At 63.0% G+C, this 24,492-nt stretch carries 20 protein-coding genes; 2 read left to right on the top strand and 18 right to left on the bottom strand.

Features of this window, described 5'->3' with window-relative positions; genetic code table 11:
• Positions 1-18: 18 nt before the first annotated feature.
• Entirely contained in the window at positions 19-888 is an 870-nt protein-coding gene (locus tag AAHK20_RS22720; RefSeq protein ID WP_449183752.1) for an outer membrane protein assembly factor BamD, read from the top strand.
• Positions 889-953: 65 nt separating this feature from the next.
• Here AAHK20_RS22720 and yoaA read toward each other — a convergent pair whose 3' ends face one another.
• The 3 genes from yoaA to AAHK20_RS22705 form a co-directional block, all read right to left on the bottom strand.
• Positions 954-3,185: a DNA repair helicase YoaA gene (yoaA, locus tag AAHK20_RS22715; protein WP_449183751.1), complete on the bottom strand. Its 2,232-nt coding sequence runs from the start codon at positions 3,183-3,185 to the stop codon at positions 954-956.
• A gap of 63 nt (positions 3,186-3,248) precedes the next feature.
• Positions 3,249-3,464, bottom strand: coding sequence for a DUF465 domain-containing protein (locus AAHK20_RS22710; RefSeq protein ID WP_137332313.1), 216 nt, complete (start codon positions 3,462-3,464; stop codon positions 3,249-3,251).
• A gap of 80 nt (positions 3,465-3,544) precedes the next feature.
• Positions 3,545-4,387: a hypothetical protein gene (locus AAHK20_RS22705; protein ID WP_449183750.1), complete on the bottom strand. Its 843-nt coding sequence runs from the start codon at positions 4,385-4,387 to the stop codon at positions 3,545-3,547.
• A 153-nt stretch (positions 4,388-4,540) separates the two neighbouring features.
• On the opposite strand from AAHK20_RS22705, the gene AAHK20_RS22700 reads away from it, so the two are divergent.
• Positions 4,541-6,886: a Tex family protein gene (locus AAHK20_RS22700; RefSeq protein ID WP_449183749.1), complete on the top strand. Its 2,346-nt coding sequence runs from the start codon at positions 4,541-4,543 to the stop codon at positions 6,884-6,886.
• Positions 6,887-7,005: 119 nt separating this feature from the next.
• On the opposite strand, the gene AAHK20_RS22695 is transcribed toward AAHK20_RS22700, so the two are convergent.
• From AAHK20_RS22695 to AAHK20_RS22625, 15 genes are all read right to left on the bottom strand, one after another.
• Positions 7,006-8,898: a potassium transporter Kup gene (locus AAHK20_RS22695; protein WP_449183748.1), complete on the bottom strand. Its 1,893-nt coding sequence runs from the start codon at positions 8,896-8,898 to the stop codon at positions 7,006-7,008.
• 287 nt (positions 8,899-9,185) lie between these two features.
• The gene (locus AAHK20_RS22690) at positions 9,186-9,773 is read right to left on the bottom strand and encodes a phosphoribosyltransferase (RefSeq protein ID WP_449183747.1); all 588 of its coding nucleotides are present in this window, start codon (positions 9,771-9,773) and stop codon (positions 9,186-9,188) included.
• Between the two features lie 2 nt (positions 9,774-9,775).
• Complete coding sequence (locus tag AAHK20_RS22685; protein ID WP_449183746.1) at positions 9,776-11,122, bottom strand: adenylosuccinate synthase; 1,347 nt, start codon at positions 11,120-11,122, stop codon at positions 9,776-9,778.
• A 168-nt stretch (positions 11,123-11,290) separates the two neighbouring features.
• On the bottom strand, positions 11,291-12,439 hold the full coding sequence (locus AAHK20_RS22680; protein ID WP_449183745.1) for an ATP phosphoribosyltransferase regulatory subunit: 1,149 nt from the start codon (positions 12,437-12,439) through the stop codon (positions 11,291-11,293).
• A gap of 121 nt (positions 12,440-12,560) precedes the next feature.
• On the bottom strand, positions 12,561-12,752 hold the full coding sequence (locus AAHK20_RS22675; protein ID WP_449183744.1) for a DUF2065 domain-containing protein: 192 nt from the start codon (positions 12,750-12,752) through the stop codon (positions 12,561-12,563).
• 40 nt (positions 12,753-12,792) lie between these two features.
• Positions 12,793-13,692 carry a protease modulator HflC gene (hflC, locus tag AAHK20_RS22670; RefSeq protein ID WP_449183743.1) on the bottom strand — a complete coding sequence of 300 codons (900 nt, stop codon included), beginning with the start codon at positions 13,690-13,692 and terminating at the stop codon, positions 12,793-12,795.
• Positions 13,693-13,705: 13 nt separating this feature from the next.
• A complete protein-coding gene (hflK, locus tag AAHK20_RS22665) occupies positions 13,706-15,070 on the bottom strand; it encodes an FtsH protease activity modulator HflK (RefSeq protein WP_449183742.1) in 1,365 nt (454 codons plus the stop codon).
• A 138-nt stretch (positions 15,071-15,208) separates the two neighbouring features.
• A complete protein-coding gene (hflX, locus tag AAHK20_RS22660; RefSeq protein ID WP_449183741.1) occupies positions 15,209-16,426 on the bottom strand; it encodes a GTPase HflX in 1,218 nt (405 codons plus the stop codon).
• Positions 16,427-16,485: 59 nt separating this feature from the next.
• Positions 16,486-16,722, bottom strand: coding sequence for an RNA chaperone Hfq (gene hfq, locus AAHK20_RS22655; RefSeq protein ID WP_006051315.1), 237 nt, complete (start codon positions 16,720-16,722; stop codon positions 16,486-16,488).
• A gap of 145 nt (positions 16,723-16,867) precedes the next feature.
• On the bottom strand, positions 16,868-18,205 hold the full coding sequence (gene der, locus AAHK20_RS22650) for a ribosome biogenesis GTPase Der (RefSeq protein ID WP_449183740.1): 1,338 nt from the start codon (positions 18,203-18,205) through the stop codon (positions 16,868-16,870).
• Between the two features lie 282 nt (positions 18,206-18,487).
• Positions 18,488-19,633: an outer membrane protein assembly factor BamB gene (gene bamB, locus AAHK20_RS22645; protein ID WP_449183739.1), complete on the bottom strand. Its 1,146-nt coding sequence runs from the start codon at positions 19,631-19,633 to the stop codon at positions 18,488-18,490.
• 65 nt (positions 19,634-19,698) lie between these two features.
• Entirely contained in the window at positions 19,699-20,328 is a 630-nt protein-coding gene (locus AAHK20_RS22640) for a tetratricopeptide repeat protein (protein ID WP_449183738.1), read from the bottom strand.
• A 55-nt stretch (positions 20,329-20,383) separates the two neighbouring features.
• Complete coding sequence (gene hisS, locus AAHK20_RS22635) at positions 20,384-21,724, bottom strand: histidine--tRNA ligase (protein WP_449183737.1); 1,341 nt, start codon at positions 21,722-21,724, stop codon at positions 20,384-20,386.
• Positions 21,725-21,742: 18 nt separating this feature from the next.
• Positions 21,743-23,059, bottom strand: a complete 1,317-nt coding sequence (ispG, locus tag AAHK20_RS22630) for a flavodoxin-dependent (E)-4-hydroxy-3-methylbut-2-enyl-diphosphate synthase (protein WP_449183736.1) — start codon at positions 23,057-23,059, stop codon at positions 21,743-21,745.
• A gap of 79 nt (positions 23,060-23,138) precedes the next feature.
• Complete coding sequence (locus AAHK20_RS22625) at positions 23,139-24,386, bottom strand: helix-turn-helix domain-containing protein (protein ID WP_449183735.1); 1,248 nt, start codon at positions 24,384-24,386, stop codon at positions 23,139-23,141.
• Positions 24,387-24,492 lie beyond the last annotated feature (106 nt).

Here is a 24,492-nt window from a genome sequence, read left to right as displayed (position 1 = left end):
GAGACTTATTGCTAGGAAATGCGAGCCCTGAACACCATCATCAAATCGGCCCTCGGCGCGGCCGCCCTCGCGGCAAAGCGCGCAATCAAACCCGCTAGCACTTATTTGGCACTAGGCGCAGTCGTTGCGCTCGTGGCGGCTTGCCACGGCCTGCCGCAAAAGACCGATGAGACGGCGACCTGGTCGAACAACAAATTATACTCGGAGGCTCAAGACGCCTTGACCGGCGGGGATTGGGGCAAGTGCGCGAAGTACTTCGAAGCGCTCGAGGGCCGCGACCCGTTCGGCCACTTCGCTCAGCAGGCTCAAATCAACGTCGCCTACTGCAACTGGAAAGACAGCGAAACGGCCGCCGCCGACACCGCTATCGACCGCTTCATCCAGCTGCACCCGGATCACCCCGATATCGCGTACGCGTACTATCTGAAGGGGATGATTCACTTCAACGACGACCTCGGACTCTTCGGCCGCTTCTCCGGTCAGGACATGAGCGAGCGCGATCCGAAGTCGCTGCGCGAGTCGTATGACGCGTTCAAGATCGTGGTCGACAAGTATCCGAACAGCAAGTACGCGCCGGACGCTGCGGCCCGCATGCGCTATATCGTGAACGCGCTCGCGTCGCACGAAGTGCACGCCGCTGACTACTACTATCGCCGCGGCGCTTACGTGGCAGCGATCAACCGTGCCCAGCTCGCGATCAAGGAATACAAGAACGCGCCGGCGATCGAAGATGCGCTGCACATCATGATGCTGTCGTACACGCAGTTGAACGAGCCGCAGCTCGCCGACGATACGAAGCGCGTGCTCGCGGCCACCTTCCCCGACAGCCCGTATATCACGGGGCGTTCGCGCTCCGGCGTGTCGAAGTCGTGGTGGCAGATCTGGTGATTCGCCGGCTCCGATAGCGGCGAACCGAATATAAAAAACCCCGGCATCAGTGATGCCGGGGTTTTTTATTGTCCGCTTGTTCGCTCTTCGAAAAATTCCCGCACGACGTCGATCTCGCGCGTTCGCTTGAACGGCGGGAGACTCTGCCAGATGCGCTTGCCATACGGTTTGTCGACGAGACGCGTATCGCAGATCATCAGCACCCCGCGATCGGTCTCCGCGCGGATCAGACGCCCCGCGCCCTGCTTGAGCGTAATCACGGCCTGCGGCAATTGATGAACGGCAAACGGGCTCAGGCCCTTCTTCGCCAGCGCGTCGAGCCGCGCGGACAGCACCGGATCGTCCGGCGGCGCGAACGGCAGCTTATCGATCACGACGAGCGACAGCGCGTCGCCACGCACGTCCACGCCCTCCCAGAAGCTCTGGCTGCCCACCAGGATCGCGTTGCCATAGGCGCGGAAGCGGTCGAGCAGTTCGGTGCGGCTCGCATCGCCCTGGACGAGCAGAGGCGTCTTCCAACCGCGCGATTCGATCACGTCGCGCAACTTAGCTGCGATCCGGTCGACGGCGCGCAGCGTCGTGCAAAGCATGAAGACGCCGCCCCCGGATGCTTCGATCGCAGGCAGCGCAGCGTCGAACACGGCATCGGTGAACATCGGCGACGATGGCTGCGGCAGGTTGCGCGGTACGTAAAGCAGACCTTGCGTACCGTAATCGAAAGGGCTCGGCAGCGTCATCGAACGCCGCGCGCTCAGGCCCATTTGCGCGGCGTAATGCGTGAAGTCGCCGCGCACCGACAGCGTCGCCGACGTGAAGATCCACGCACGCGGCACGCCCGCGCGCTGCTTCGCGAAGATCGGCGCGACCGACAGCGGCGTTTCGTGCAACTGCACCGTGTGCGAAAACACTTCGATCCAGCGCACTTTTTCGTTCGGATCGTCGGCCGACTCTTTCTTCGTATCCGATTCGACGCTCGGCGCCTCCGCCTCCGGCAGCGCCGTCCAGCCCTTGAGCAGATCCTGCAGTTCGCGCGCGCGCCGCTGGCAAGCGCCGATCGACTCCGCGCGCTCGGCCTGTCCCGCGAGCGCCACCGCGAGCGCATTCAGTTCGGTCTCCAATGCATCGAGCGCCGCGAAGAGCGGATGGTCGCCGGGCATCTGGCTGAGCGACAGCCGCACCGAATCTTCCTTGAACGCGAGCCGCACATCGCGAGCCGCACGCTCCAGCGCAGCGCCGAGCTTCACCCACTCGACGGCGTCCCGCGCATGGCTCAAGCCCTCCGCGACCGAATCGCGAGCGAGCTCGAGGAACTGCGCGGTCGACAGGGTCTCGCCGAAAAAGAGCGTGGCGGTCTCAGGCAACTGGTGCGCTTCGTCGAAGACGATCGTGTTCGCCGACGGCAGCAGCTCCGCCATCCCCGTATCGCGCAACATGATGTCCGCGAAAAAGAGGTGGTGATTGACGACCACGATATCCGCCTGCTGCGCTTCACGGCGCGCCTGCATCACGAAGCATTCCTTGTAGTGCGGGCACTCTTGGCCGAGGCAGTTGTCGCGCGTCGACGTGACCATCGACCAGACCGGCGCGTTCTCCGGCACGCTTGCGAGCTCCGCCTTGTCGCCGGTGCGAGTGATCTTCGCGAAGCGGACGATCTCCTGCAGATAGACGGTGTCTTGCCGCGACGGCATGCGGCCGTTGTCGGCCGTGCGCTGCAGGTAGTAATGGCACAGGTAGTTCGCGCGCCCCTTGAGCATCGCGACCGTGACCGGCACCGCGAGCGCATCGCGCACGGTGGGGATGTCACGCTGAAAAAGCTGATCCTGCAAGTGCTTGGTGCCGGTCGACACGACGACCTTGCCGCCCCACAGCATCGCCGGGACGAGGTACGCATAGGTCTTGCCGGTGCCGGTGCCGGCCTCGACGATCAGCGTGTTGTCGCCGGTGTCTTCGGCGACCTCGCGCGCGATCTCTGCCGTATCGGCGCCGCCTCGGTCCCCTGCTTCGCCGCTTTTTTGCAGGCGGCGCGCCGGACGCGCGTGCGCCTCGAACATCGCCGGCTCCGGCATCGCGCGCCCCGATGCCTCCATCGCGGCCGCCACGGCGCGCGCCATTTCGATCTGCGACGCCCGCGGCCGGTAGCCGTCGATGCGCTGCGCGAGCAGGCCATCGGCGGCGAAGATCGCCTCGAGTTCGGTGCCGCGTTTCGGATTCAGCGCAAGCGGTTCGCGCGCGGATGCCCGCGCGTCGGAAGCGCCGGCGCGCGGCTTGTCAGAAGAAGCATCGAGCGTTGAATTCAAGGCAAGCGGTTCCTGCAAAGACCGGTGCACCCGGCGCGACACCAGCGCTTGCCAGGCCGCAGCTTATGCGTGCGTATCCGGTTCGAGCTGCAATTGCAGCAAGAGAATGTTGTCTTTGACTTTGAGCTTGCGCTTTTTAAGACGCTGCAGCTCGAGGTCGGTGATATCCGACGAGGTCGCCAGTTGGTCGATCATGCGATCGAGCTCACTGTGCTCCGACTGCAATTGCAAAATCCGGTCACGAAGCACATCCGGTTTGATCGCTTGCTGCTCGCGCATGCTGGCCTCCTCGGTCGATTAGGCGTCGTACCGCTCGTCGCGGCCCCGGCGTCTGAGGTTGCTGTACGGCAAAAAACGCGTTATTCGCTCTGCTGCTGTTGTTGCTTGAGCTGCTCCTGCTGCTGTTGCTCCTGCAACTGCTGCTCTTGCTGCTGTTTCTGCTTGTCGGCGGCCTGCTTCTGGCGCGTCTCGACGTCCGCCTTGTGCTGCGCGGCATCGGTCTGTTTCTGCTGGTAGCGCTGCGCGTTTTCCGCGCGCTCCTGAGCCTTCTGCGCGGCTTGCGCGTGCGCTTCGTCGAGCTTGCGCTGGTAGTCGGCCTGCTTCTGGTTGTACGTCGCCTCGTTGGCCGCGCGCTGCGGGCCTTCCCCATTGCGCTTCGCCTGATCGAGTTCGTGCTGACGTTGTTTGTCTTCGTACTGCTGCTGGCTCTGCGCCTCGTTCGCGGCGCGCTGAGGCGCGTTGGCTTCGTCCAGCGCACGTTTGATCGCCGCTTGATCGTCGCGTTGCTGTGCGCGCACGACGCGCTGCTCGTCATTGAGCGCCAGTTGCTCTTTGCGGATCTGCTCGCGGACATCGCGCATTTTGTCGCGCGCATTGCCGAGGCAATGGTTCACGAAGAACGTGCTGTAGCAATTGTGAACGGCCACACCGTACTCGTAGTCGTTCTGCTCGGTGCGGCGATCGAGCGCCTTTTGGCGTGAGTCGAAATCATTGGGCGCCGCAGTTGAAGCAGCGTCGGATGCGCCTTGCGGGGCCGCTGCGCCGCGCATTGCGGCATTTGCCGCCGAGGCCGGCATGTCTTGCGAGAAGGCCGCGGACGGCAGTCCGAGCGGCAACGCAAACGCGGCTGCGGCAACCCACGCAGCGGGCGAAGCAAGCAAAAAACGGGAGGTTGGCAACGTCGTAGGGAGGCATCGGAACATGCTCGAAATTCTAACACCCCGCGCTTGAGCACTCGGGCATTTATGGCAAAATGCCCCGCTCCGACAACCCTGGCTCCCGCCTCCCGCGCCATCCCCGGCTGCGGATCTCCCGGTTGGGGCCCCGATTGAGCCTGTCAGGCAGACGTACTTCACATGACGGATACCGTAGCACTCAAGATCGTACAGCGCATCGCCACTGAATTGACCGTCCAGCCGCGCCAGGTCGCGGCGGCAGTTCAACTTCTCGACGAAGGGTCGACTGTTCCGTTCATTGCCCGCTACCGCAAGGAAGTGACCGGCAATCTCGACGACACGCAATTGCGTCAGCTCGAAGAACGGCTCCTGTATCTGCGCGAGCTGGAAGACCGGCGCGCCTCGATCCTCGCGAGCATCGAGGAACAAGGCAAGCTCACCGACGAGCTGCGCACGGCAATCGAAGCCGCCGACAGCAAGCAGGTGCTCGAAGACCTGTACCTGCCCTATAAGCCGAAGCGCCGCACGCGCGCGCAGATCGCGCGCGAAGCGGGCCTGGAGCCGCTCGCGCAGGCGCTGCTCGCGAACCCGCTGCTCGACCCGCAGACAGAAGCCGCCGCCTACGTGGACGCCGAAAAGGGCGTCGCCGATGTAAAGGCGGCGCTCGATGGCGCGCGCGACATCCTGTCCGAGCAATTCGGCGAAACCGCTGAGCTGCTGGGCAAGCTGCGCGATTACCTGCACAGCCAGGGCGTCGTGTCGTCGACTGTCGTCGAGGGCAAGGAAGGCGAAGAAGGCGAGAAATTCCGCGACTACTACGACTATTCGGAGACCATCAAGACCGTTCCGTCGCACCGCGCGCTCGCCCTCTTCCGCGGCCGTAATGCCGGCGTGCTGATGGTGAAGCTCGGCTTGGGCGAGGAGCTCGATGCACAAGTGCCGCATCCGGGCGAAGCGATGATCGCGCGCCATTTCGGCATCGCGAATCAGAACCGTCCCGCCGACAAATGGCTCTCCGACGTGTGCCGCTGGTGCTGGCGCGTCAAGGTGCAGCCGCACATCGAAAACGAACTGCTCACGCAGTTGCGCGACGAAGCCGAGCACGAGGCGATTCGCGTGTTCGCGCGCAATCTCAAGGATCTTCTGCTCGCGGCTCCCGCTGGCCCGAAGGCCGTGATCGGGCTCGATCCGGGCCTGCGCACGGGCGTGAAAGTGGCCGTGGTCGACCGCACGGGCAAAGTGCTCGCCACCGACACGATCTATCCGCATGAGCCGCGCCGCGATTGGGACGGCTCGCTCGCGAAGCTCGCGCGCATCGCCGCGCAGACGCAGGCCGAGCTCATCAGCATCGGCAATGGCACGGCCTCGCGCGAAACCGACAAGCTCGCCAGCGAGCTGATCTCGCGCCATCCGGAGCTGAAGCTGCAGAAGATCGTCGTGTCCGAAGCCGGCGCATCGGTCTATTCGGCTTCCGAGCTCGCTGCCAAGGAGTTTCCGGAACTCGACGTGTCGCTGCGCGGCGCGGTGTCGATCGCGCGCCGACTGCAAGACCCGCTCGCCGAACTCGTGAAGATCGAGCCGAAGGCGATCGGCGTCGGCCAGTATCAGCACGACGTGAATCAGCGCGAACTCGCGCGCTCGCTCGACGCGGTCGTCGAGGATTGCGTGAACGCGGTCGGCGTCGATGCGAACACGGCTTCCGTCGCCTTGCTCGCACGCGTATCCGGATTGAATTCGACGCTCGCGCGCAACATCGTCGAGTATCGCGACGCAAACGGTCCGTTCCCGTCGCGCGACCATCTGCGCAAAGTCCCCCGTCTCGGCGACAAGACTTACGAGCAGGCTGCGGGCTTCCTGCGCATCAACGGCGGCGAGAACCCGCTCGATCGCTCGTCCGTCCACCCCGAGGCGTATCCGGTCGTCGAACGGATGCTCGCGAAGATCAAGAAGCAGATCGGCGATGTGCTCGGCAATCGCGACGCGCTCTCCGGTTTGTCGCCGGCGGAATTCGTCGATGAGCGCTTCGGTCTGCCGACCGTGCGCGACATCCTGACCGAACTCGAAAAGCCTGGCCGCGACCCGCGTCCCGAGTTCAAGACGGCGACGTTCCGCGAAGGCGTCGAAAAGGTCTCCGACCTGATCCCGGGCATGGTGCTCGAAGGCGTCGTGACGAACGTCGCGGCGTTCGGCGCGTTCGTCGACGTCGGCGTGCATCAGGACGGCCTCGTGCACGTGTCGGCGATGTCGACCAAGTTCATCAAGGACCCGCACGAAGTCGTCAAGGCCGGCCAGGTCGTGAAGGTGAAGGTGCTCGAAGTCGACGTGAAACGCCAGCGCATCGCGCTGACGATGCGCCTCGACGACGATGCGTCCGCAGGCTCGTCGTCGCGCGGCGGCGGCGGCAGCAGTGGCGGTGCTCAGCAGGACCGCGGCGGCCGCCCTGGCGGCGGTGCGCGACCGCAGCGCTCGCGCGATCCGGAACCGGCCGGCGCAATGGCAGCGGCGTTCGCGAAGCTCAAGCGCTAAGCAGCTTACGGGCTGGCAGCGCCCTGCCAGCTAACAACAAAAAGCCCACGCTGATGCGTGGGCTTTTTGTTGTGCGCGCAACGGAAATGTTCCCGTTGCGCGGTGCTATTCCGGCGCGATCAAATCTCGATCTTCGTTCCGAGTTCGACCACGCGATTGGCCGGAATCGAGAAGAAGTCGGTCGGTTTCGCGGCATTCTGATGCATCCACGCGAACACGCGCTCGCGCCACACCGACATGCCAGGCAATTGCGTCGGCACGACCGTTTCACGCGCGAGGAAGAACGACGTATCCATCAGCTCGAACGTCAAGTCGTACATGCGTCCTACTTCGAGCAGCGTCGCCTTCACGTCCGGCGTTTCGTTGAAGCCGTACGCCGCCTTCACGACAAAGAGCCCGCCGCCGACATCGCGCACCGTCACGCGCTCTTCGTCCTTCACATACGGTATATCGCGCGTGACGAAAGTCAGGAAAATGGTTCGCTCATGCAACACTTTGTTGTGCTTCAGGTTGTGAAGGAGACTCACCGGCACGAGCGTATCGCTACCCGTCAAATAGATCGCGGTACCCGAGACGCGGTGCGGCGGATGGGCGAGCAAGCCTTGGAGGAACGGCGCAAGCGGGATGCCGTCGGCAGCCGTGCGTTCCTTCACGATCATGCGCCCCTTGTGCCAGGTCATCAAAAGGAAGAACAGCACCGCTCCGATGCCGAGCGGCAGCCAGCCACCCTCTTCGATCTTCAGCAGATTCGCGCCGAAGAAACCGACGTCGACGATCATGAAAGCGCCGATGATGAGCGCTACCAGCGCCCTGTTCCACTTCCAAACCTTCACCATCGAGACGCACAAGAGGATCGTCGTGATGACCATCGTGGCCGTCACCGCAATGCCGTACGCCGCCGCGAGATTGTCGGAGCTCTTGAAGCCGATCACGATGCACAAGATGATGAAAAGCAGCATCCAGTTCACGACCGGCACGTAGATTTGGCCGATCGCCAATTCCGACGTGTGCAACACCTTCATCCGCGGCACGTAGCCGAGCTGGATCGCTTGCGAGGTCAGCGAATACGCGCCCGAAATCACGGCCTGCGAGGCGATCACGGTCGCCACCGTCGAAAGCACGACGAGCGGCAGCAGCGCCCAGTCAGGTGCGAGCAGAAAGAACGGATTTTCGATTGCCTTCGGGTCCTGCATCAGCAATGCGCCCTGGCCGAAGTAATTCAGCACGAGCGACGGCATCACGAGCACATACCAAGCCATCTGGATCGGCTTGGCGCCGAAGTGGCCCATATCGGCATAGAGCGCTTCGGCGCCGGTCAGCACCAGTACGACCGAACCGAGCACGACGTAGGCCTGCAGCACGTGCGCCGACATGAACGACGCCGCGTAGTAAGGATTGAGCGCGGCAATGACTCCGGGGGACCGGACGATGTGATACGCGCCCAGAATGCCGATCGTGATAAACCACAGCACCATGATCGGCCCGAACAGCTTGCCGACGAGCGCTGTGCCATGCCGCTGAATCCAAAACAGCGCAATCAGAATGACGATCGTAATGGGCAGCACGAGATGCGATAGCTGCGGCGTCGCAATTTCCAAACCCTCGACGGCCGATATCACTGAAATCGCCGGCGTAATGACCGCGTCGCCATAGAACATGCAGGCGCCGAATATCCCCAGCGCCATTAATACGGCAGCCCCCCTGCTTTTCGTGTTGAACGAACGCAGCGAAAGGGCCATTAACGCGAGCACGCCGCCTTCACCGTTATTGTCGGCGCGCATCACGAAAAGCACATATTTGATCCCGACCACGACCACGATCGCCCAAAACAGCAGCGAAATGACGCCGAGAATCGAGTTATTCGTGAGCGCAATCCCGTGCGCCGGACTAAATGCTTCCTTCAACGAATAAAGAGGACTGGTTCCGATATCGCCGAAAACCACGCCGATCGCCGCAATGGCGAGTGAAGGCAAAGGCTGCTTGTGCGTATGTGCCTGGTTGTTATCTGTCATAAACGCGGGGTAAATCCGTTCTCGGATTGGGCGGAAGAAACGAGCGCAATTCTAGCGGGGGATGCAGACATGCCGCCTTGCATGTTGTGCATACGCTACGAGCGGAAGCCGCCGAAGTTTAGCATCGCCGCGTGTCGGAGTCAGGTACGTTTTGCGCATTGCAGCATGACTGCGGTCAACGGAGTGGCTAAAACGCTTACACATAAAAAAAGCGGAGTCAGGAGACTCCGCTTGATCCTCTTGACCCGCTTGACACCAACGATCACTCAGCTGGGTCGTGCGAAGCGTCACTCGTTCGGCGCCGAATTTCGTGCCAAGCCGCGCTTGATCCATGCACCGAGATTGTGCGGACGCACGGTATCCCACTCCTCGAACGGCTGGTGAATCCATGGGTTCGTCGGCAAGTATTGCACGTGGTAGTCAGGCTTGACCTTCGAGCAGCCCTTGTACCAAAGCACCGCGGAACGCACGGCGGTAATGGCCGGATAGCGGTCCTTCAAATGCTGCTGCACGCGCGACAGCGTCACGCCGGAATCGACGAGATCGTCAACGAGCAGCACGTTGCCCGACAGCTCGCCGCGCGTCATCGTGATGTATTGCGCGATATCGAGCTCGCCCTGCTCGGTGCCGGCGGCCTCGCGATAGGAACTCGTCGCGAGGATCGCCAGCGGCAGGTCGTAGATGCGCGACAGCTGGTCGCCAACGCGCAGCCCACCGCGCGCGAGACACAGGATCTTGTCGAACTTCCAGCCGGATTCGTGCACGGCCAGCGCGAGCAGCTCGATCAGCCGGTGATACTCGTCCCAGCCGACCCAGAGGTTCTTGTCGTCGTTGCGCGGGTCCGTCATCGCAATCATGGGCATGCTCTGCGTCATCGTTAAACCTTGAACGGATGGCGAAGGAGAATCGTCTCGTCGCGATCCGGGCCGGTCGAAACCATGTCGATCGGCACGCCTGCCACTTCCTGCACGCGCGTCAGATAGGCTTGCGCGTTCGCGGGCAGCTTGTCCCATTGCGTGATGCCGATCGTGCTTTCCTTCCAGCCGCCGAACGTCTCGTACACCGGCTCACAGCGCGCGACTTCGGATGCGCCGCGCGGGAGGATATCGGCGTCCCTGCCGTCGATCTTGTAGCCGACGCACAACCTGACTTCGTCCAGGCCATCGAGCACATCGAGCTTCGTGATGCACAGGCCCGACACGCCGTTGATCTGAATCGAGCGGCGCAGTGCGGCGGCATCGAGCCAGCCCGTGCGGCGCGGACGGCCCGTGACCGAGCCGAATTCCTTGCCGACGTTTGCGAGCGTCAGGCCGACCTGGTCCTGGCGGGCCGGGTTGTCGTTGTCGTACAGCTCGCTCGGGAACGGCCCCGAACCCACGCGCGTGCAGTACGCCTTCGTGATGCCGAGGATGTAGTTGAGCTTTTGCGGACCGACACCTGCGCCTGCAGCCGCCGCACCGGCGACGCAGTTGCTCGACGTGACGAACGGGTACGTACCGTGATCGATATCGAGCAGCGTGCCTTGCGCGCCTTCGAACAAGAAATTGCGGCCTGCCGCATTTTCGTCGTACAAGCGGCGCGAAACGTCGGTGACCATCGGCGCGAGGCGATCCGCGTAGCTCAGCATCGTATCCAGCGTCTGCTGAAAATCGACAGGCGCGGCGCCCAGGTACTGGGTCAGCACGAAGTTATGGAAATCGAGATTGTCGCGCAGACGCTCGGCGAATGCCTTCGGCTCGAACAGGTCTTGCACGCGCATCCCGCGGCGACCGACCTTGTCCTCGTACGCCGGACCGATGCCACGGCCAGTCGTGCCGATCTTGCCGGCGCCGCGATGTGCTTCGCGCGCTTGATCGATCGCGATGTGATACGGGAGGATCAGCGTGGTGGCTTCGGAAATGAACAGACGCTTCTGAACGTCGAGACCCGCAGCTTCGAGCTCGCCAATTTCCTTGAAGAGCGCCTCGGGCGACAGCACGACGCCGTTGCCGATATAGCAGGCAACGCCCGCGCGCATGATGCCTGAAGGAATGAGGCGCAAGATGGTTTTCTTGCCGCCGATGATGAGCGTGTGGCCGGCGTTGTGACCGCCCTGGAAACGCACGACGCCCTGAGCGTGGTCCGTCAGCCAGTCTACGATCTTGCCCTTGCCTTCATCACCCCATTGAGTTCCCACGACGACGACGTTGCGGCCGGGGGTCACATTCACAGCGCTGGCAGACATGTTGATTCGTTAGCTGGTTAAAAACGTATTCTACCCATGTTCGCTGAAGGTTCCGAGTTTTTCCGTTTCGGCTCAACGATATGGGCTATTTTCGAGACGTCGGCGGAAATGGCACCGGGGATAATAAGTACCCGCCGCCATTCGCCTCTCATGGCTTCCGGCGCGCGGCTAGCGGGCCTCGACGACCCACACGTCATTGCGCTCGACGAGCACACGATCGCAGGCGAACTCATCCAATGCGTGATCGTGACCCGGCAGCGCCTGGATGACGACTTCTCCCGCGTCGCGCAGCAACGCGACACTTGCGCGCAGCGCATCGTCGTGCTTCCAGGGAGCGAGGATCGCGCTGCTGCGCGCTTCGATCGGCGAAATGCGCGCGACTTCGCGCAGGTCGAGCGAAAAGCCCGTCGCGGGACGCGCGCGGCCGTAAGCTTGCCCGACGTGGTCATAACGGCCGCCGCGCGCGACCGCGTTCGGCACGCCATCGACATAGGCCGAGAACATCACGCCGCTGTGATACGCGTAACCGCGCAAATCGGCCAAATCGATCGCGACCTCGGCGCCGTCCACCTGTGCAGCCAAAAACGTGAGATCGTCGAGCGCATTCGTGATCGCCGGCAGATTCGGCAAGCGCTGCCGCGCAAGCGCGAGCACCGACGCGTCGCCGTATAGCGCGGGCAGCGCGCGCAGCGCATCGCGCGCCACGTCGCTCATACCTTGCGTCAACTCGTCCAGGCGTGCGACGTCTTTCGCGGCGAGTGCCTCATAGAGCGCTTCACCCGCCGCCGCCGCCGCGGGGTCCTGAGCAAAGATCGCGGACAGCACGCCCGCGTGACACAAGTCGAGTCGAATCTTCGTGAGACCCGTCAACTGCAGCACGTCAAGCATCAACTGCTGAATTTCGATGTCCGCTTCGAGGCCCGCATGGCCATAAATTTCCGCGCCGACCTGAATCTGTTCGCGCGTGGCGTGCAGACCGCGCGGACGCGTATGCAGCACGTTGCCCGCATAGCACAGCCGCGTCACGCCTTGGCGGTTGAGCAGGTGCGCGTCGATGCGCGCCACTTGCGGCGTCGTGTCCGCGCGCAGTCCGAGCGTGCGGCCCGACAGCTGATCGACGAGCTTGAACGTGCGCAGGCTCAAGTCGCTGCCGCCGCTCGTCAGAAGGGACTCGAGGTATTCGAGCAACGGCGGCATCACCATTTCGTAGCCGTATGCTCGAAAACGATCAAGCAACGCGCGTCGCAACTCCTCGATTTTGCGCGCCTCCGACGGCAGCACGTCGGCGATATTTTCAGGAAGCAACCAGGTCGACATCGGTATAGTCCTACGGCGTAAAAGAGCGGCACGCCAGCGCGCGCCACGATATGAAGATTCGATGAAACCGCCTATCAGGCGGCAAGACGAGGCGGCAAAACGCGCCCGCGCACGCCGGGGCTCAGGTCGCAGCCAGCAGCAGCAACAGCCCGAGCGCCATGATGATCAGCCCGCCGATGCGGATATGGTTGATCGGCCGATCCGCTATTCTACGAAACGTCTCCCGCCACGCGGTGGGAAACACGAAGGGAAACATGCCCTCGATGATGAGCATCAGCGCTATCGCGAGCAGTAAAGAGCCGGCCATGTCCATACGAATGCCAGCGCCGCAACAGGCGTGCGGCGCTCCTGAATCAGTGTTTGCGTGAGGCCGTTGCGGGCGCGGGGACGCTGCCATCGGGGCTGCGCATGAAGCGGAAGAAGTCACTGTCCGGATCGACGACGATCACGTCGTTCGGCTTGAAAATGCTCCGGTACGCCTGCAAGCTTTGGTAGAACTGATAGAACTGCGGATCGCGGCTGAACGCATCCGCGGCGATCACCGCAGCCTTGCCATCGCCCTCGCCCTTGATCGACTGAGCTTGCTTGTAGGCGTCTGCCAGCACGGCTTGCTGCTGGCGCTCGGCGTCGGCCTTGATCTGCTCGGCTTCCGCCGCGCCTTGCGCGCGCTCCTGATCCGCCGCCTGTTTGCGGGCGGCAATCATTCGCTTGTAGACGGTGTCCGCCATCGCAGCCGGAAAATCGACGCGCGTGAGTTCGATGTCGACGATCTCGATGCCGAGCGCGCTAGCGTTCTTCTGCATTGCCTCGCGCGCCTCGCCGGCAATCGCCTGCTGCTTTCCGAGCGCGTCAGCAAGGGCGTATTTCGCGAACGCGTCGCCAAGCGCGCCGCGCAATTGCGTGACGAGCTGCTCGGACACGCTTTGCGGATCGCCCTTCGTTTCGACGAACAGTTTCAGCGGATCGGCGACACGGTACTTGAGCACCGGACTCACGAGAAGATCGATCTTGTCGGACGTTGCGTAACGATCGGCATCAGGCGAATCGAGTGACTGGATGCGCGTATCGACGAGCACCGCAGTTTGCAGCGGCGGGGGCAGTTTGAAGTGCAGTCCCGGTCCTTCGACCAGCGGGTTGTCCCCGCCATGCGATGAAACGACGGCCATTTGCTGCTGATCGACGACATAAATCATCGACGACCCTGCAAACAGGACAGCCACGACAACCACGACGAGCGCAATAATTCGGTTCATATCTTCGCGCTCCTTATTGCGGCAGATCGTCTTCGCGATCGCGACTGCGGAACGCATCGCGCGAGCGCAGGACGTCGCTTGCCGCGGCCGCTTGACTTGCGGCGCTTGGCGCAGAAACTGCCGCAGACGACGCGGCGGCAGCCGTACTGGCAGCTTCGCTCGCGCCCGCTGCAGCAGGCGCAGACGCACCGCGTGCCGCTTCGCTTGCACGCTGACGGCTCTCCTCGACGATCTTGTCGAGCGGCAGGATCACATTGGCGCCGGTCTTGGCGCCGATGTAGACCTTCGTCGTGTTCGAGTAAATTTGCTGCATCGTTTCGAGGTACATGCGCTGACGGATCACTGCAGGCGCTTTCGAATACTGCGCATAAACTTGCTCGAAGCGCTCGGCATCGCCCTGCGCTTCGGCCACGACGCGGTCCGCGTAGGACTTCGCGTCGTCAATCATGCGCGCGGCGTCGCCTTGCGCACGCGGCACCAGATCGCTCGCATAGGCTTGCGCATCGTGCTTCGCGCGCTCACGGTCCTGACGAGCCTTGGCGGCGTCGTCAAACGCGCTTTGCACCTGCTCGGGCGGCGTCACGCTCTCGATGGTGACGCCCGTGACGGCAAGGCCGGTCTTATATTGATCGAGCTTGCGCTGAATCGCGTCCTGCAACTGCTGGCGCATTGCTTCGCGATCCTGATAAAGCATGTCTTCCGTGCTGCGCGTGCCGACAATCTCGCGCGCCGATGCCTGCGCGGCCTGCGTCACGCTTTGATCGGGATCGGTGGCGCGAAACAGATAGTCCGTGGGCGTCTTGACTTGGTATTGGACGGCAAAGCGCACATCGAGGATATCGCCGTCGCGCGTGAGCATCGCCGAGTCCTTCACGTTGGCGCCTGCAACAGCGTTGTTACGCCCGATCTCCACCGCGCGCACCTGACTGATGTTGACGATTTCCTGCGTTTCGAACGGATACGGCAGGCGCCAGTGCACGCCTTGCTCGACGGTTCCGCGGTACTTGCCGAATTGCAGTACGACGCCAGCTTGGCCGTCCTGCACGATGAAAATGCCGCTGCCGAGATAGATCGCGACGAGCACGCCAATCACGATACCGACGCCAACGCGCGCCGCACGGCCGTTATCCGGACGGCGATCGCCCGGACCCATACCTTTGCCCTTACCCTTGCCGCCGAACAAGCCGCTCAGACGGCGATTGAAGTCACGCCACATCTCATCGAGATCGGGCGGCCCTTCGCCGTCGCCTTGCGGGCGCTTGGGCTCATTCGGGCGCTGCTTGTCGCCATTGCCTTCGCTACGTCCCCATCGAGGATCGTTGATCGAAAGAATGGCGCGCAAACGCAGCCAGGTACTCCGCTCTTTGTATTCGTTCACCAGTGTTCGTCACTAGAGTAGTGAGGGCCCCCAGACCTGCCGCTACGCGCCCGTCGACCCGAGGAGGACAATCCCCCAAGGAGACTTCCTATCGGGGCGGAAAACTTGGCGCAGCCCGGCGCTATCTTGGGAGGGTCGTCAAAGCAAATTAGAACGGGTCAGCACCTCGTTTCCGGCGTCCAGCGTGACCTTGAGTTCTTCGCGTTGTTCTGCCAACCGGTCGTCTTCCGGCAGTGCTCGCCCAGTGTCTGGAAGATTGTCTGAAGTCGCGATTTCGGCGATCGCGGCGCGCAGCGTGTCTAATCCTTGGCCCGTGCGCGCGCTCAAAAAGACGCGCGAAATATTACCATACTCGTCTCTTTCGACCGCCTCGCCACGCGCCGCCAACTCGGGCACCGCGTCGATCTTGTTGAAGACGAGAACCTGGCGAATCGAGTCCGCGCCGATCTCGTGCAACACTTCATTCACCTGATCGATTTGATCGAGGCGCACCGCGCTCGACGCATCGACCACATGCAGCAGCAAGTCGGCATGAATCGTTTCTTCTAGCGTCGCGCGAAATGCCGCGACAAGCTGGTGCGGCAATTCGCGGATGAAGCCGACCGTATCGGACACGACCACCTGCCCGGCTTCATCGCCGAGATAGACGCGGCGCGAAGTGGTGTCGAGCGTCGCGAACAGCTGATCGGCCGCGTAGGCTTGCGCCTTCGTCAATGCGTTGAAGAGCGTCGATTTGCCGGCGTTGGTATAGCCGACGAGCGACACCGACATGGTCCGGTTGCGTTCGCGCTGGCGCCGCTGCGTGCCATGCTGGCGCCTCAATTTATCGAGCCGCGACTTCAGCATCTTGATGCGTTCGCCAATCAGCCGGCGGTCGGTTTCAAGCTGGGTTTCACCGGGACCGCGCAGGCCGATACCGCCTTTTTGCCGCTCGAGGTGGGTCCACGCGCGAATCAGGCGCGTCGACAAATACTGCAGCTGCGCGAGCTCGACCTGCAGCTTGCCTTCATGGCTGCGGGCGCGCTGCGCGAAGATGTCGAGAATCAGGCTGGTACGGTCGATGACGCGCCTGTTAAGCGCACGCTCCAGATTGCGCTGCTGCGCAGGAGCCAACGCGTGATTGAAAATGACGATTTCGATGTCGTTCGCTTCGCAGGCAAGGCGCAATTCTTCGGCCTTGCCGCTGCCGACGAACATTGCGGCATCGGGGCTGGAACGTCGTCCGGTGAGCGTGACGGCAGGATGGGCGCCCGCGCTCTGCGCGAGCAGGCTGAGTTCTTCTAGACTGGCTTGGAAATCAATCTTTCCAAAGTCGATGCCGACGAGTGCAGCGTTGATCAAATTGGTGGATGTCAAAATAAAGCGACCGGCATGTATCGCCGACGGCGACGCAATGCCGGCCGCGACGATGGGATTTAGGACTGTTCGGAATCCGGGTGGAAATTGACCGGACGGGCAGGCACGACAGTGGAAATGGCGTGCTTGTAGACCATCTGGGTCACGGTATTCCGGAGCAACACAACGTACTGGTCGAACGATTCGATGTTCCCCTGGAGCTTGATGCCGTTGACCAGATAGATAGACACCGGCACATGCTCTTTACGCAGCGCGTTCAAAAACGGGTCTTGTAACAATTGCCCTTTGTTGCTCATAGCAAACTCCGTCATTTTTTTGCAGGTTGATCGTGATTGAGCGGTGAAGAAAAAGAAATTCCCCGTCAATCGCTACACTATAGCCGATTTTCGTTATCGCACCAGCGGGCTAGCCATTCGGCCAAACCCTTGATGCACGCGGGTTTCAGCCTTTTTCCGCGTAAGGGTTCGTCGACGAACGAAACTCTATGCGCAATGGAGTCCCAGTCAGCGAGAAAGTTTCTCGAAAGCGGTTCTCGAGGTAGCGCTTGTAGGTTTCGGTCACCGCGTCGAGCGCATTACCGTGGATGACGATGATCGGCGGATTCTGTCCGCCCTGGTGCGCATAACGCAGCTTCGGACGCACCGGACCGCGGCGCCGCGGCTGCTGGAACTCGACCGCCTCGATCAGCGCGCGCGTGAGCTTCGGCGTCGGCAACTTCGCCATCGCGGCGGCATACGCGTCGTCGACCGAGCGCATGAGCGCGCCGATCCCCGTTTTCTCCACTGCCGATATGTAGTGGAATTTCGCAAATTCAAGGAATTTGAGCTTGCGCGTCAAGTCGGATTTCGTGCGCTCGCGCACATGCGAATCGAGCCCGTCCCACTTGTTCACGCCGACCACGAGCGCACGGCCCTGCTCGACGACGAAGCCGGCGATGTGCGCGTCCTGATCCGAAATGTCCTGTTGCGCGTCGAGCAATAGAATGACGACGTTCGCATCCGCGATCGATTGCAGTGTCTTCACGACCGAGAATTTCTCGATCGCTTCGAACACCTTGCCGCGGCGGCGCAGGCCCGCCGTGTCGATCAGCGTGTACTTCTTGCCCTGCCGCTCGAAATCGACGTAGATCGAATCGCGCGTCGTGCCGGGCATGTCGAATGCAATGACACGGTCCTCGCCGATCAGCGTATTGACGAGCGTCGATTTGCCGACATTCGGCCGCCCGACGATCGCAATCTTCACGCCGCGATGCGCCTTTTCCTCTTCGCTTTCTTCCGGATGGCCGGCATAGGCGACGCCGAGCGCCTCGTTGATCATCTCCGCGACACCGTCGCCGTGAGCGGCGGAAATCGCGCGCGGATCGCCGAGACCGAGTTCGTAGAAATCGGCGGCGACCGCCGTGTACTTCATCCCCTCGGACTTGTTGACGACGAGAAAAATCGGCCGGCCAGTCTTGCGCAGATAATCCGCGATCGATTTGTCCTGCGGCGCGAGGCCGTTGCGACCGTCGACGATGAACACGACAATGTCCGACTCTTCGACCGCCTGACGAGTCTGGCGCGCCATCTCGTGCAGGATGCCGTCTTTCGCGACGGGCTCGAAGCCGCCCGTGTCGACCACCAGATACGGCCGCTCGCCCACGCGCCCTTCGCCATAGTGGCGGTCGCGCGTGAGACCCGGCAGGTCCGCGACGAGCGCATCGCGTGAGCGCGTCAAGCGGTTGAACAGAGTGGATTTCCCCACGTTGGGGCGCCCGACGAGGGCAATTACGGGTTTCATCTGATGTTGTCTAAAGTGAAGCGCAGAGGCGTCGTCCCCTTGCTGCCGCGGCGAGGCCGCCCGGCAACCGACAGGCTGCGTTTGACAAAAATTATCACGAATTCATCGTGGCCCAGCACTGGCCGGCCGCCGTGTCTTAAGCGGGCGATAGTTCGGCCGAAGGTACGGCGGGCCGGCGCCCCATGCCTTCGCACTGCCGATAAAAAAGCATACAGGCCGGCATGAGCCGGCCTGCACGCGTACGTACAGAAAACGGTTGCGAACCGTTACAAGCAGCCGCGTTTAGCGCGGCCGGAAACCGTACAGGTCGCCGTCAGTCGTTTGCACGACGAGCGTGTCGCCCGCCATGACCGGCGCCGAAACGATCGGGCTGCCGTCGGTCTTCATCCGCGCGACGAACGAACCGTCGTCCCGCGACAGGAAATGCACATAGCCCTCATAGTCGCCGACCACCACCGACGGCCCCAGCAGGAACGGCACGCTCAGATCGCGGCTCTTGAGCTTGTCATTGCTCCAAAGCTTCTTGCCGCTTTGCACGTCGAACGCGCTGATCACCGACCAGTCGTCAGGCGCGGCAACGACCGAATCGTCCTGCGCCACGCCGCGTGCGCTCGAGAACGCCTTCTGCCACACGGGACGGCCCGAGTTCGCGTCGAAGCAGCCGATTTGCCCTTGGAACGTCACGGCGCAGGTTTCGGCGCCGATCAGCGTCGGTGCGCCCGTCACGTCATTGATACGCTCGACTTCGGTCACGCCCTTCGGATACGAGACCGGCGCTTCCCAGTACTCGTCGCCGGTTTGCAGATTGATCGCCGAGAGGCCGCCGCCCGGGAAGCCGGCGAGCACTGCGGCATTGCCAGCGAAGGTCATGCCGGCCGACACGCGCAAATTGAGCGGTACCGCACGATTGCGATACACCCACTTCAGCTCGCCCGTGTCCGCGTTGAAAGCGCTGATTGCGCCGTCGATCGTCCGCACGATCACGAGACCGTTGCCGACGAGCGGCGGCGAAATGATTTCGCCTTGCGCCGTCGCCTTCCACAGCAGCTTGCCGTCCGCGCCCAACACGTAGACACCGCCCTTTTCCGCGCCAACCGCAGTCAGCGTGCCGTCGCTGCCGACACCAGCCGTCAGGTCCACGCCCACCTTCGTGCGCCACACTTCCTGGCCGGTCTTCGCGTCGATCTTTTCGACTGAGCCGTTCGTGCCAGCGGCATAGACCGCGTCACCGACCGCGACCGGCGAGAACAAATAGCGCCCGCCCTTGCCGACGCTCGCCTTCCAAGCCTGCTGAACGTTCAGCACGGACTTGAAATCGGTCAGCGGCGTCGGCACGCGGCGCTCGTCTTTCGTGGATGAGCAAGCCGCCAGGGCGAGGACGGTCATCGCACAGACAACGGGCGCAGCGTAACGTTTCAGCAGATTCATCGGTGGGCAAGCTAGGTAAGGTTGGTCAATGGAATGGGAGCGACGCGCGGCGCATGCGGCGCCGGTCAGCTACCCAGCGCGTCCAGCTTGAACTGGATCAGTTGGTGCGCTGACGTATCGTTTTTCGCCACCGTGTCGAGTGCGAGCTGATAGGCCGTGCGAGCCTCGTCGCGCTTGCCTTGGGCTGCCAGCAAATCGCCGCGGCGATCTGCCACGAGGGCCTTGAACGCGTCCGGCGGCGTATCGTTCAGAAGCGCGAGACCCTTGTCGTACGCCTTCTCGTCAAGCAACAGCCCGGCCAAGCGCAGCTTGGCGATCTCCTTGTACTCGTCATCTTTGGCATGGTCGACGGCCCATTGCAGCTGCGCCTTCGCCCCGGCTTCGTCGCCCGCGTCGTAGAGGGCCTTCGACGCCGCAAGCGCCGTCATTTGACCATAGGCCGTGCTGCCGTAGCGGTCTTCCATATCGGCGGCAACGCGGCTGACCTTCGCCTTGTCGCCCGATGCGACAGCTTGCTGGACCTGCTCGTACAGCACGGCAGCTTGCGCCGCCTGGCGCCGCTGCCAGAAATTCCAGCCGTTCCAGCCTGCTGCGGCGACCAGCGCGATGAGCACGATCCAAGTGGTCGCGTTGCCCCACTGTGCCCACCATGCCTTAAAACTTTCTATCGATTCTTGTTCGTCGTGGTAACTCATCGCTAAGCGATTCCTTCTTCTACATGCCTTGTGTTTATCGGGCGACGGGCGCTATTCAGTCGTCGCCGTCATCGGCGGTTGCAACCATCGCATTGATCAGAAATTCGGTCAAGTCTTCGACCGGCACGTTCTGTTGTTCGTTCTTTTCACCACTTTGCGCTACATCACGCAACGGTTTGACGCCGACCGTGCCATTCGCGACCTCGTCTTCACCGAGGACGATCGCGAATGCCGCGCCGCTCGCGTCGGCACGCTTCATCTGCGATTTGAAGCTCGCCGATGCGCCATCCGCGCTGCAATGCAGGATCACGTCGAGCCCCGTGTCGCGCAGACGTTCGGCGATGATGAACGCCTGCTCACGGGCCGCGTCGCCCTGGTGCACGACGTAGACGTCGCAACCCTCGTCTTCGGGAACGAGATCGTCTTCCTTCAGCAATTCGAGAATCCGCTCGATGCCCATCGCCCAGCCGCATGCCGCCGTCGGCTTGCCGCCAAGCTGCTCGATCAGCGGATCGTAACGGCCGCCCGCCGCAACCGTGCCTTGCGCGCCGAGTTTATCGGTGACCCACTCGAACACGGTCAGGTTGTAGTAGTCGAGACCGCGCACGAGCCGCGGATTGATCGTGAACGGAATGTTGTTCGACTTCAGGATGCGCTGCAGCCCTTCGAAGTGCGCACGCGACTCGTCGCCGAGAAAATCGATCAGCTTCGGCGCGTTCTCGGCGATCTGCTGGAGCGCCGGGTTCTTCGTATCGAGCACGCGCAGCGGGTTCGTATACAGGCGGCGCTTCGCGTCTTCGTCGAGCGCCTCGACGTGCTTCTCGAGGTAAGCGATCAGTTCGACACGGTGCGCGGCGCGCTCCTCGGCCAGACCGAGCGAGTTGATTTCAAGCCGGATACCAGTCAGCCCCAGGTCGTCCCACAGACGCTGGCACATCAGGATGATTTCCGCGTCGGCATCCGGCCCCGCGAAGCCAAGCGCTTCGACGCCGACCTGATGGAACTGACGGTAGCGGCCGCGTTGCGGACGTTCGTGCCGGAACATAGGCCCGACGTACCACAGACGCTTCGGGCCGTCATACAGAAGATTATGCTCGATGGCGGCACGCACGACGGCTGCGGTGTTCTCCGGGCGCATCGTCAGGTTTTCGCCGTTCAGCGCGTCGGTGAAGCTGTACATCTCCTTCTCGACGATGTCGGTCACTTCGCCGATGCCGCGCGTAAACAGCTGCGTATGCTCGATGATCGGCGTACGGATGTTCTGATACCCATACGAGCGAAGCATCGACTTCACTGTCGTCTCGAAGAATTCCCACAACCCGGCATCCTGCGGAAGGATGTCGTTCATGCCTTTTACGCCAGTCAGCTTTTCGAGCTTTCTCTTCTGTTCAGTCATCTGGTTTCGGTTGACGAATTAATTGGTGGCGGTCGCGCGGCCATAACGGCGCTCGACGTAGTCGCTCACGATTTGCTGGAATTCTTCGGCGATGCGCTCGCCGCGCAGCGTCTTGACCTTTTCGCCGTCGATGAACACCGGAGCGGCCGGATTCTCGCCCGAGCCCGGCAGGCTGATGCCGATGTTCGCCTGCTTCGACTCGCCCGGACCGTTGACGATGCAGCCCATCACCGCGACGTGCATTTTCTCGACGCCGGGGTACTGGTCACGCCAGACGGGCATCTGCGTGCGCAGGTAGGTCTGGATCTGCGACGCGAGTTCCTGGAACAGCGTGCTCGTCGTGCGCCCGCAGCCCGGGCACGCGATCACCATCGGTGTGAACGAGCGAAGTCCCATCGTCTGCAGGATTTCCTGGCCGACGATCACTTCGCCCGTGCGCGGCCCACCCGGTTCCGGCGTCAGCGAAATGCGGATCGTGTCGCCAATGCCCTGTTGCAGCAGCACGCCAAGCGCCGCCGTCGACGCAACGATGCCCTTCGAGCCCATGCCGGCCTCGGTCAACCCGAGGTGCAGCGCGAAGGTGCAGCGGCGCGCCAGCTCGCGGTAGACAGCGATCAGGTCCTGCACGCCGCTCACCTTGCACGACAGAATGATCTTGTTGCGACTCAGACCCAATTCGACAGCACGCTCAGCGGAGCCGATCGCCGATTGAATCAGCGCTTCATACATCACGCTTTGCGCTTCCCACGGCTCAGCGCGCGAGGCGTTCTCATCCATCATCCGCGCGAGCAGGTCCTGGTCGAGACTGCCCCAGTTCACGCCGATACGCACCGGCTTGTCGTACTTGATGGCCGCTTCGATCATCTGCGCGAACTGCGTGTCGCGCTTCGCGCCCTGGCCGACGTTGCCCGGATTGATCCGGTACTTCGACAGCGCCTCGGCGCAAGCCGGATGGTCGCGCAGCAGTAAGTGGCCGTTGTAGTGAAAATCGCCGACGAGCGGCACCGACACGCCCATGCGGTCGAGCTGATCGCGGATTGCCGGCACGGCCGCCGCCGCTTCCGGCGTGTTGACCGTGATGCGCACGAGTTCCGAGCCCGCTTGCGCAAGCTCCTTGATCTGGATGGCGGTGCCGATCGCGTCGGCGGTGTCGGTGTTCGTCATCGACTGCACGCGCACCGGCGCGTCACCGCCGATCGTCACGAGCTGGCCACCCCACCGGACATCGACCGCGTGCGACACGCGGCGCGGCGCATGACCGCCGAAAATCGGCTCGGAGGAACAAATCTGACTGCTGCTTTCGGAATGTGCTTCGGAGTGCATCGAAGGACCCATTGACACCGGATGCGGCGCGCCCGAAAGCGCGCCGCATGAATTGAAAAAGCGCCCTGGCCGCCGGCCGGGGCGCCTGCCGTCAAGGCAGCGAGAAGCGAGCCACGTTGCCCTTTGCTGCCGAATACTTCGTGGAGTCGACCGACTGACCGTCGAACGTCATCGATTCGAGCCCCGCTTTGTTGCCGACCGTCACTTTGAACGGCGGCTCACCGTGAATTTCCTTCGCATCGCCGGCGTGAACGAGACCGGAGAATACCTCTTTCCCGCTCTTGTCGCGCACGCTGAACCAGCTGTCCTGCGTCACGCGCAGCGCCACGATCGATTCACCAGCTGGCGCGTCGGCAACTGCAGACGCCGCATTCGCAGCAGACGAAGCGGCAACGGTAGCCGATGCTGCCTTGGCGGCCGATGAAGCAGCAACGGCGACCGATGCCGTCTTGGTAGCCGGAGCAGCCGCTTGCGGCGCGCTGGCGCCCGGGATAACCACGGGAGCGCTGGGCGAGGTCGCCGCGGGCGCTGCCGGCGCGGGCGCCACCACAGCCGGAGCAGCCGGCACGGGCGCCGGCACTTGCTGGACCGCGCTGGCGGCAGCCGCCGCATCGCTCGCGTCGTTCGGCGCCGGTGCAGCCGACGCAGCGGTGTCAGCCGATGCCGAAGCGTCAGCCGATGCGCCGTTTTCGACCGTCCCTGCCACGGATGCCGCCGTCTGCCCTTCGACCACGGTCGCCGATGCACCGTTCGCACCGCCAGCCGCGCCATTGGCGCTCGCGCGCAGCCGCGCAAGCCAAGCCGACGAATCGCCGCCGCCCGTGTGCCACATCGCGAGCGCGATCACGGCGACGATGACTGCCGCCACGCCCCAAAGCCATGACCGATGCTTCGGACCGCCGCCGAGCGACACCGACACCTTTCCGCGCGGCAAACCCGTACCCGCCGAAGCCGGCATGGAAAGATCGGGCTCCGGCACGCCCTTTTCGCGGCGCAGCGCCTGTGTAAATGGCGCCGGATCGGCGCCCAGCATTTTCGCGTAGCTGCGCACGACGCCGACAGCGAATGTCGTGCCAGGCAGTTGGCTGATATCACCCGCTTCGAGCGCGCGCATTTTCTGCGAGGCAACCTTGAGCCGAGCAGAAACGTCGTCGATCGACCAGCCCTTGGCCTCTCGAAGCTGCGCAAGACGCGCCCCTACCGCCGCCAGCGAGTCAGGCGCCGCCTGGCTGCTCGCGGGCTGCGGCGCAATTGGCGTGACACCTTGCCCGGCGGCCGGCTCGGACGGCCCAGCACTCATATCGTTATCGTGTGGCTGCGGATGCTGCGGCTCACTCATCCCAAATCCTCGCGTCGATTCTCTTTTTGACCTGTGCGCTCCGGAACGTCAAAGCCCGGATTCGCAGACCGTTTATAACAAAATGCGCGGCTTGAGTGCCGCTTCC

It is taken from the genome of Trinickia camelliae (assembly GCF_053525655.1).
Note: the sequence above shows the minus strand (reverse complement) of the source record. Positions and strands in the feature narration are given on the sequence as shown.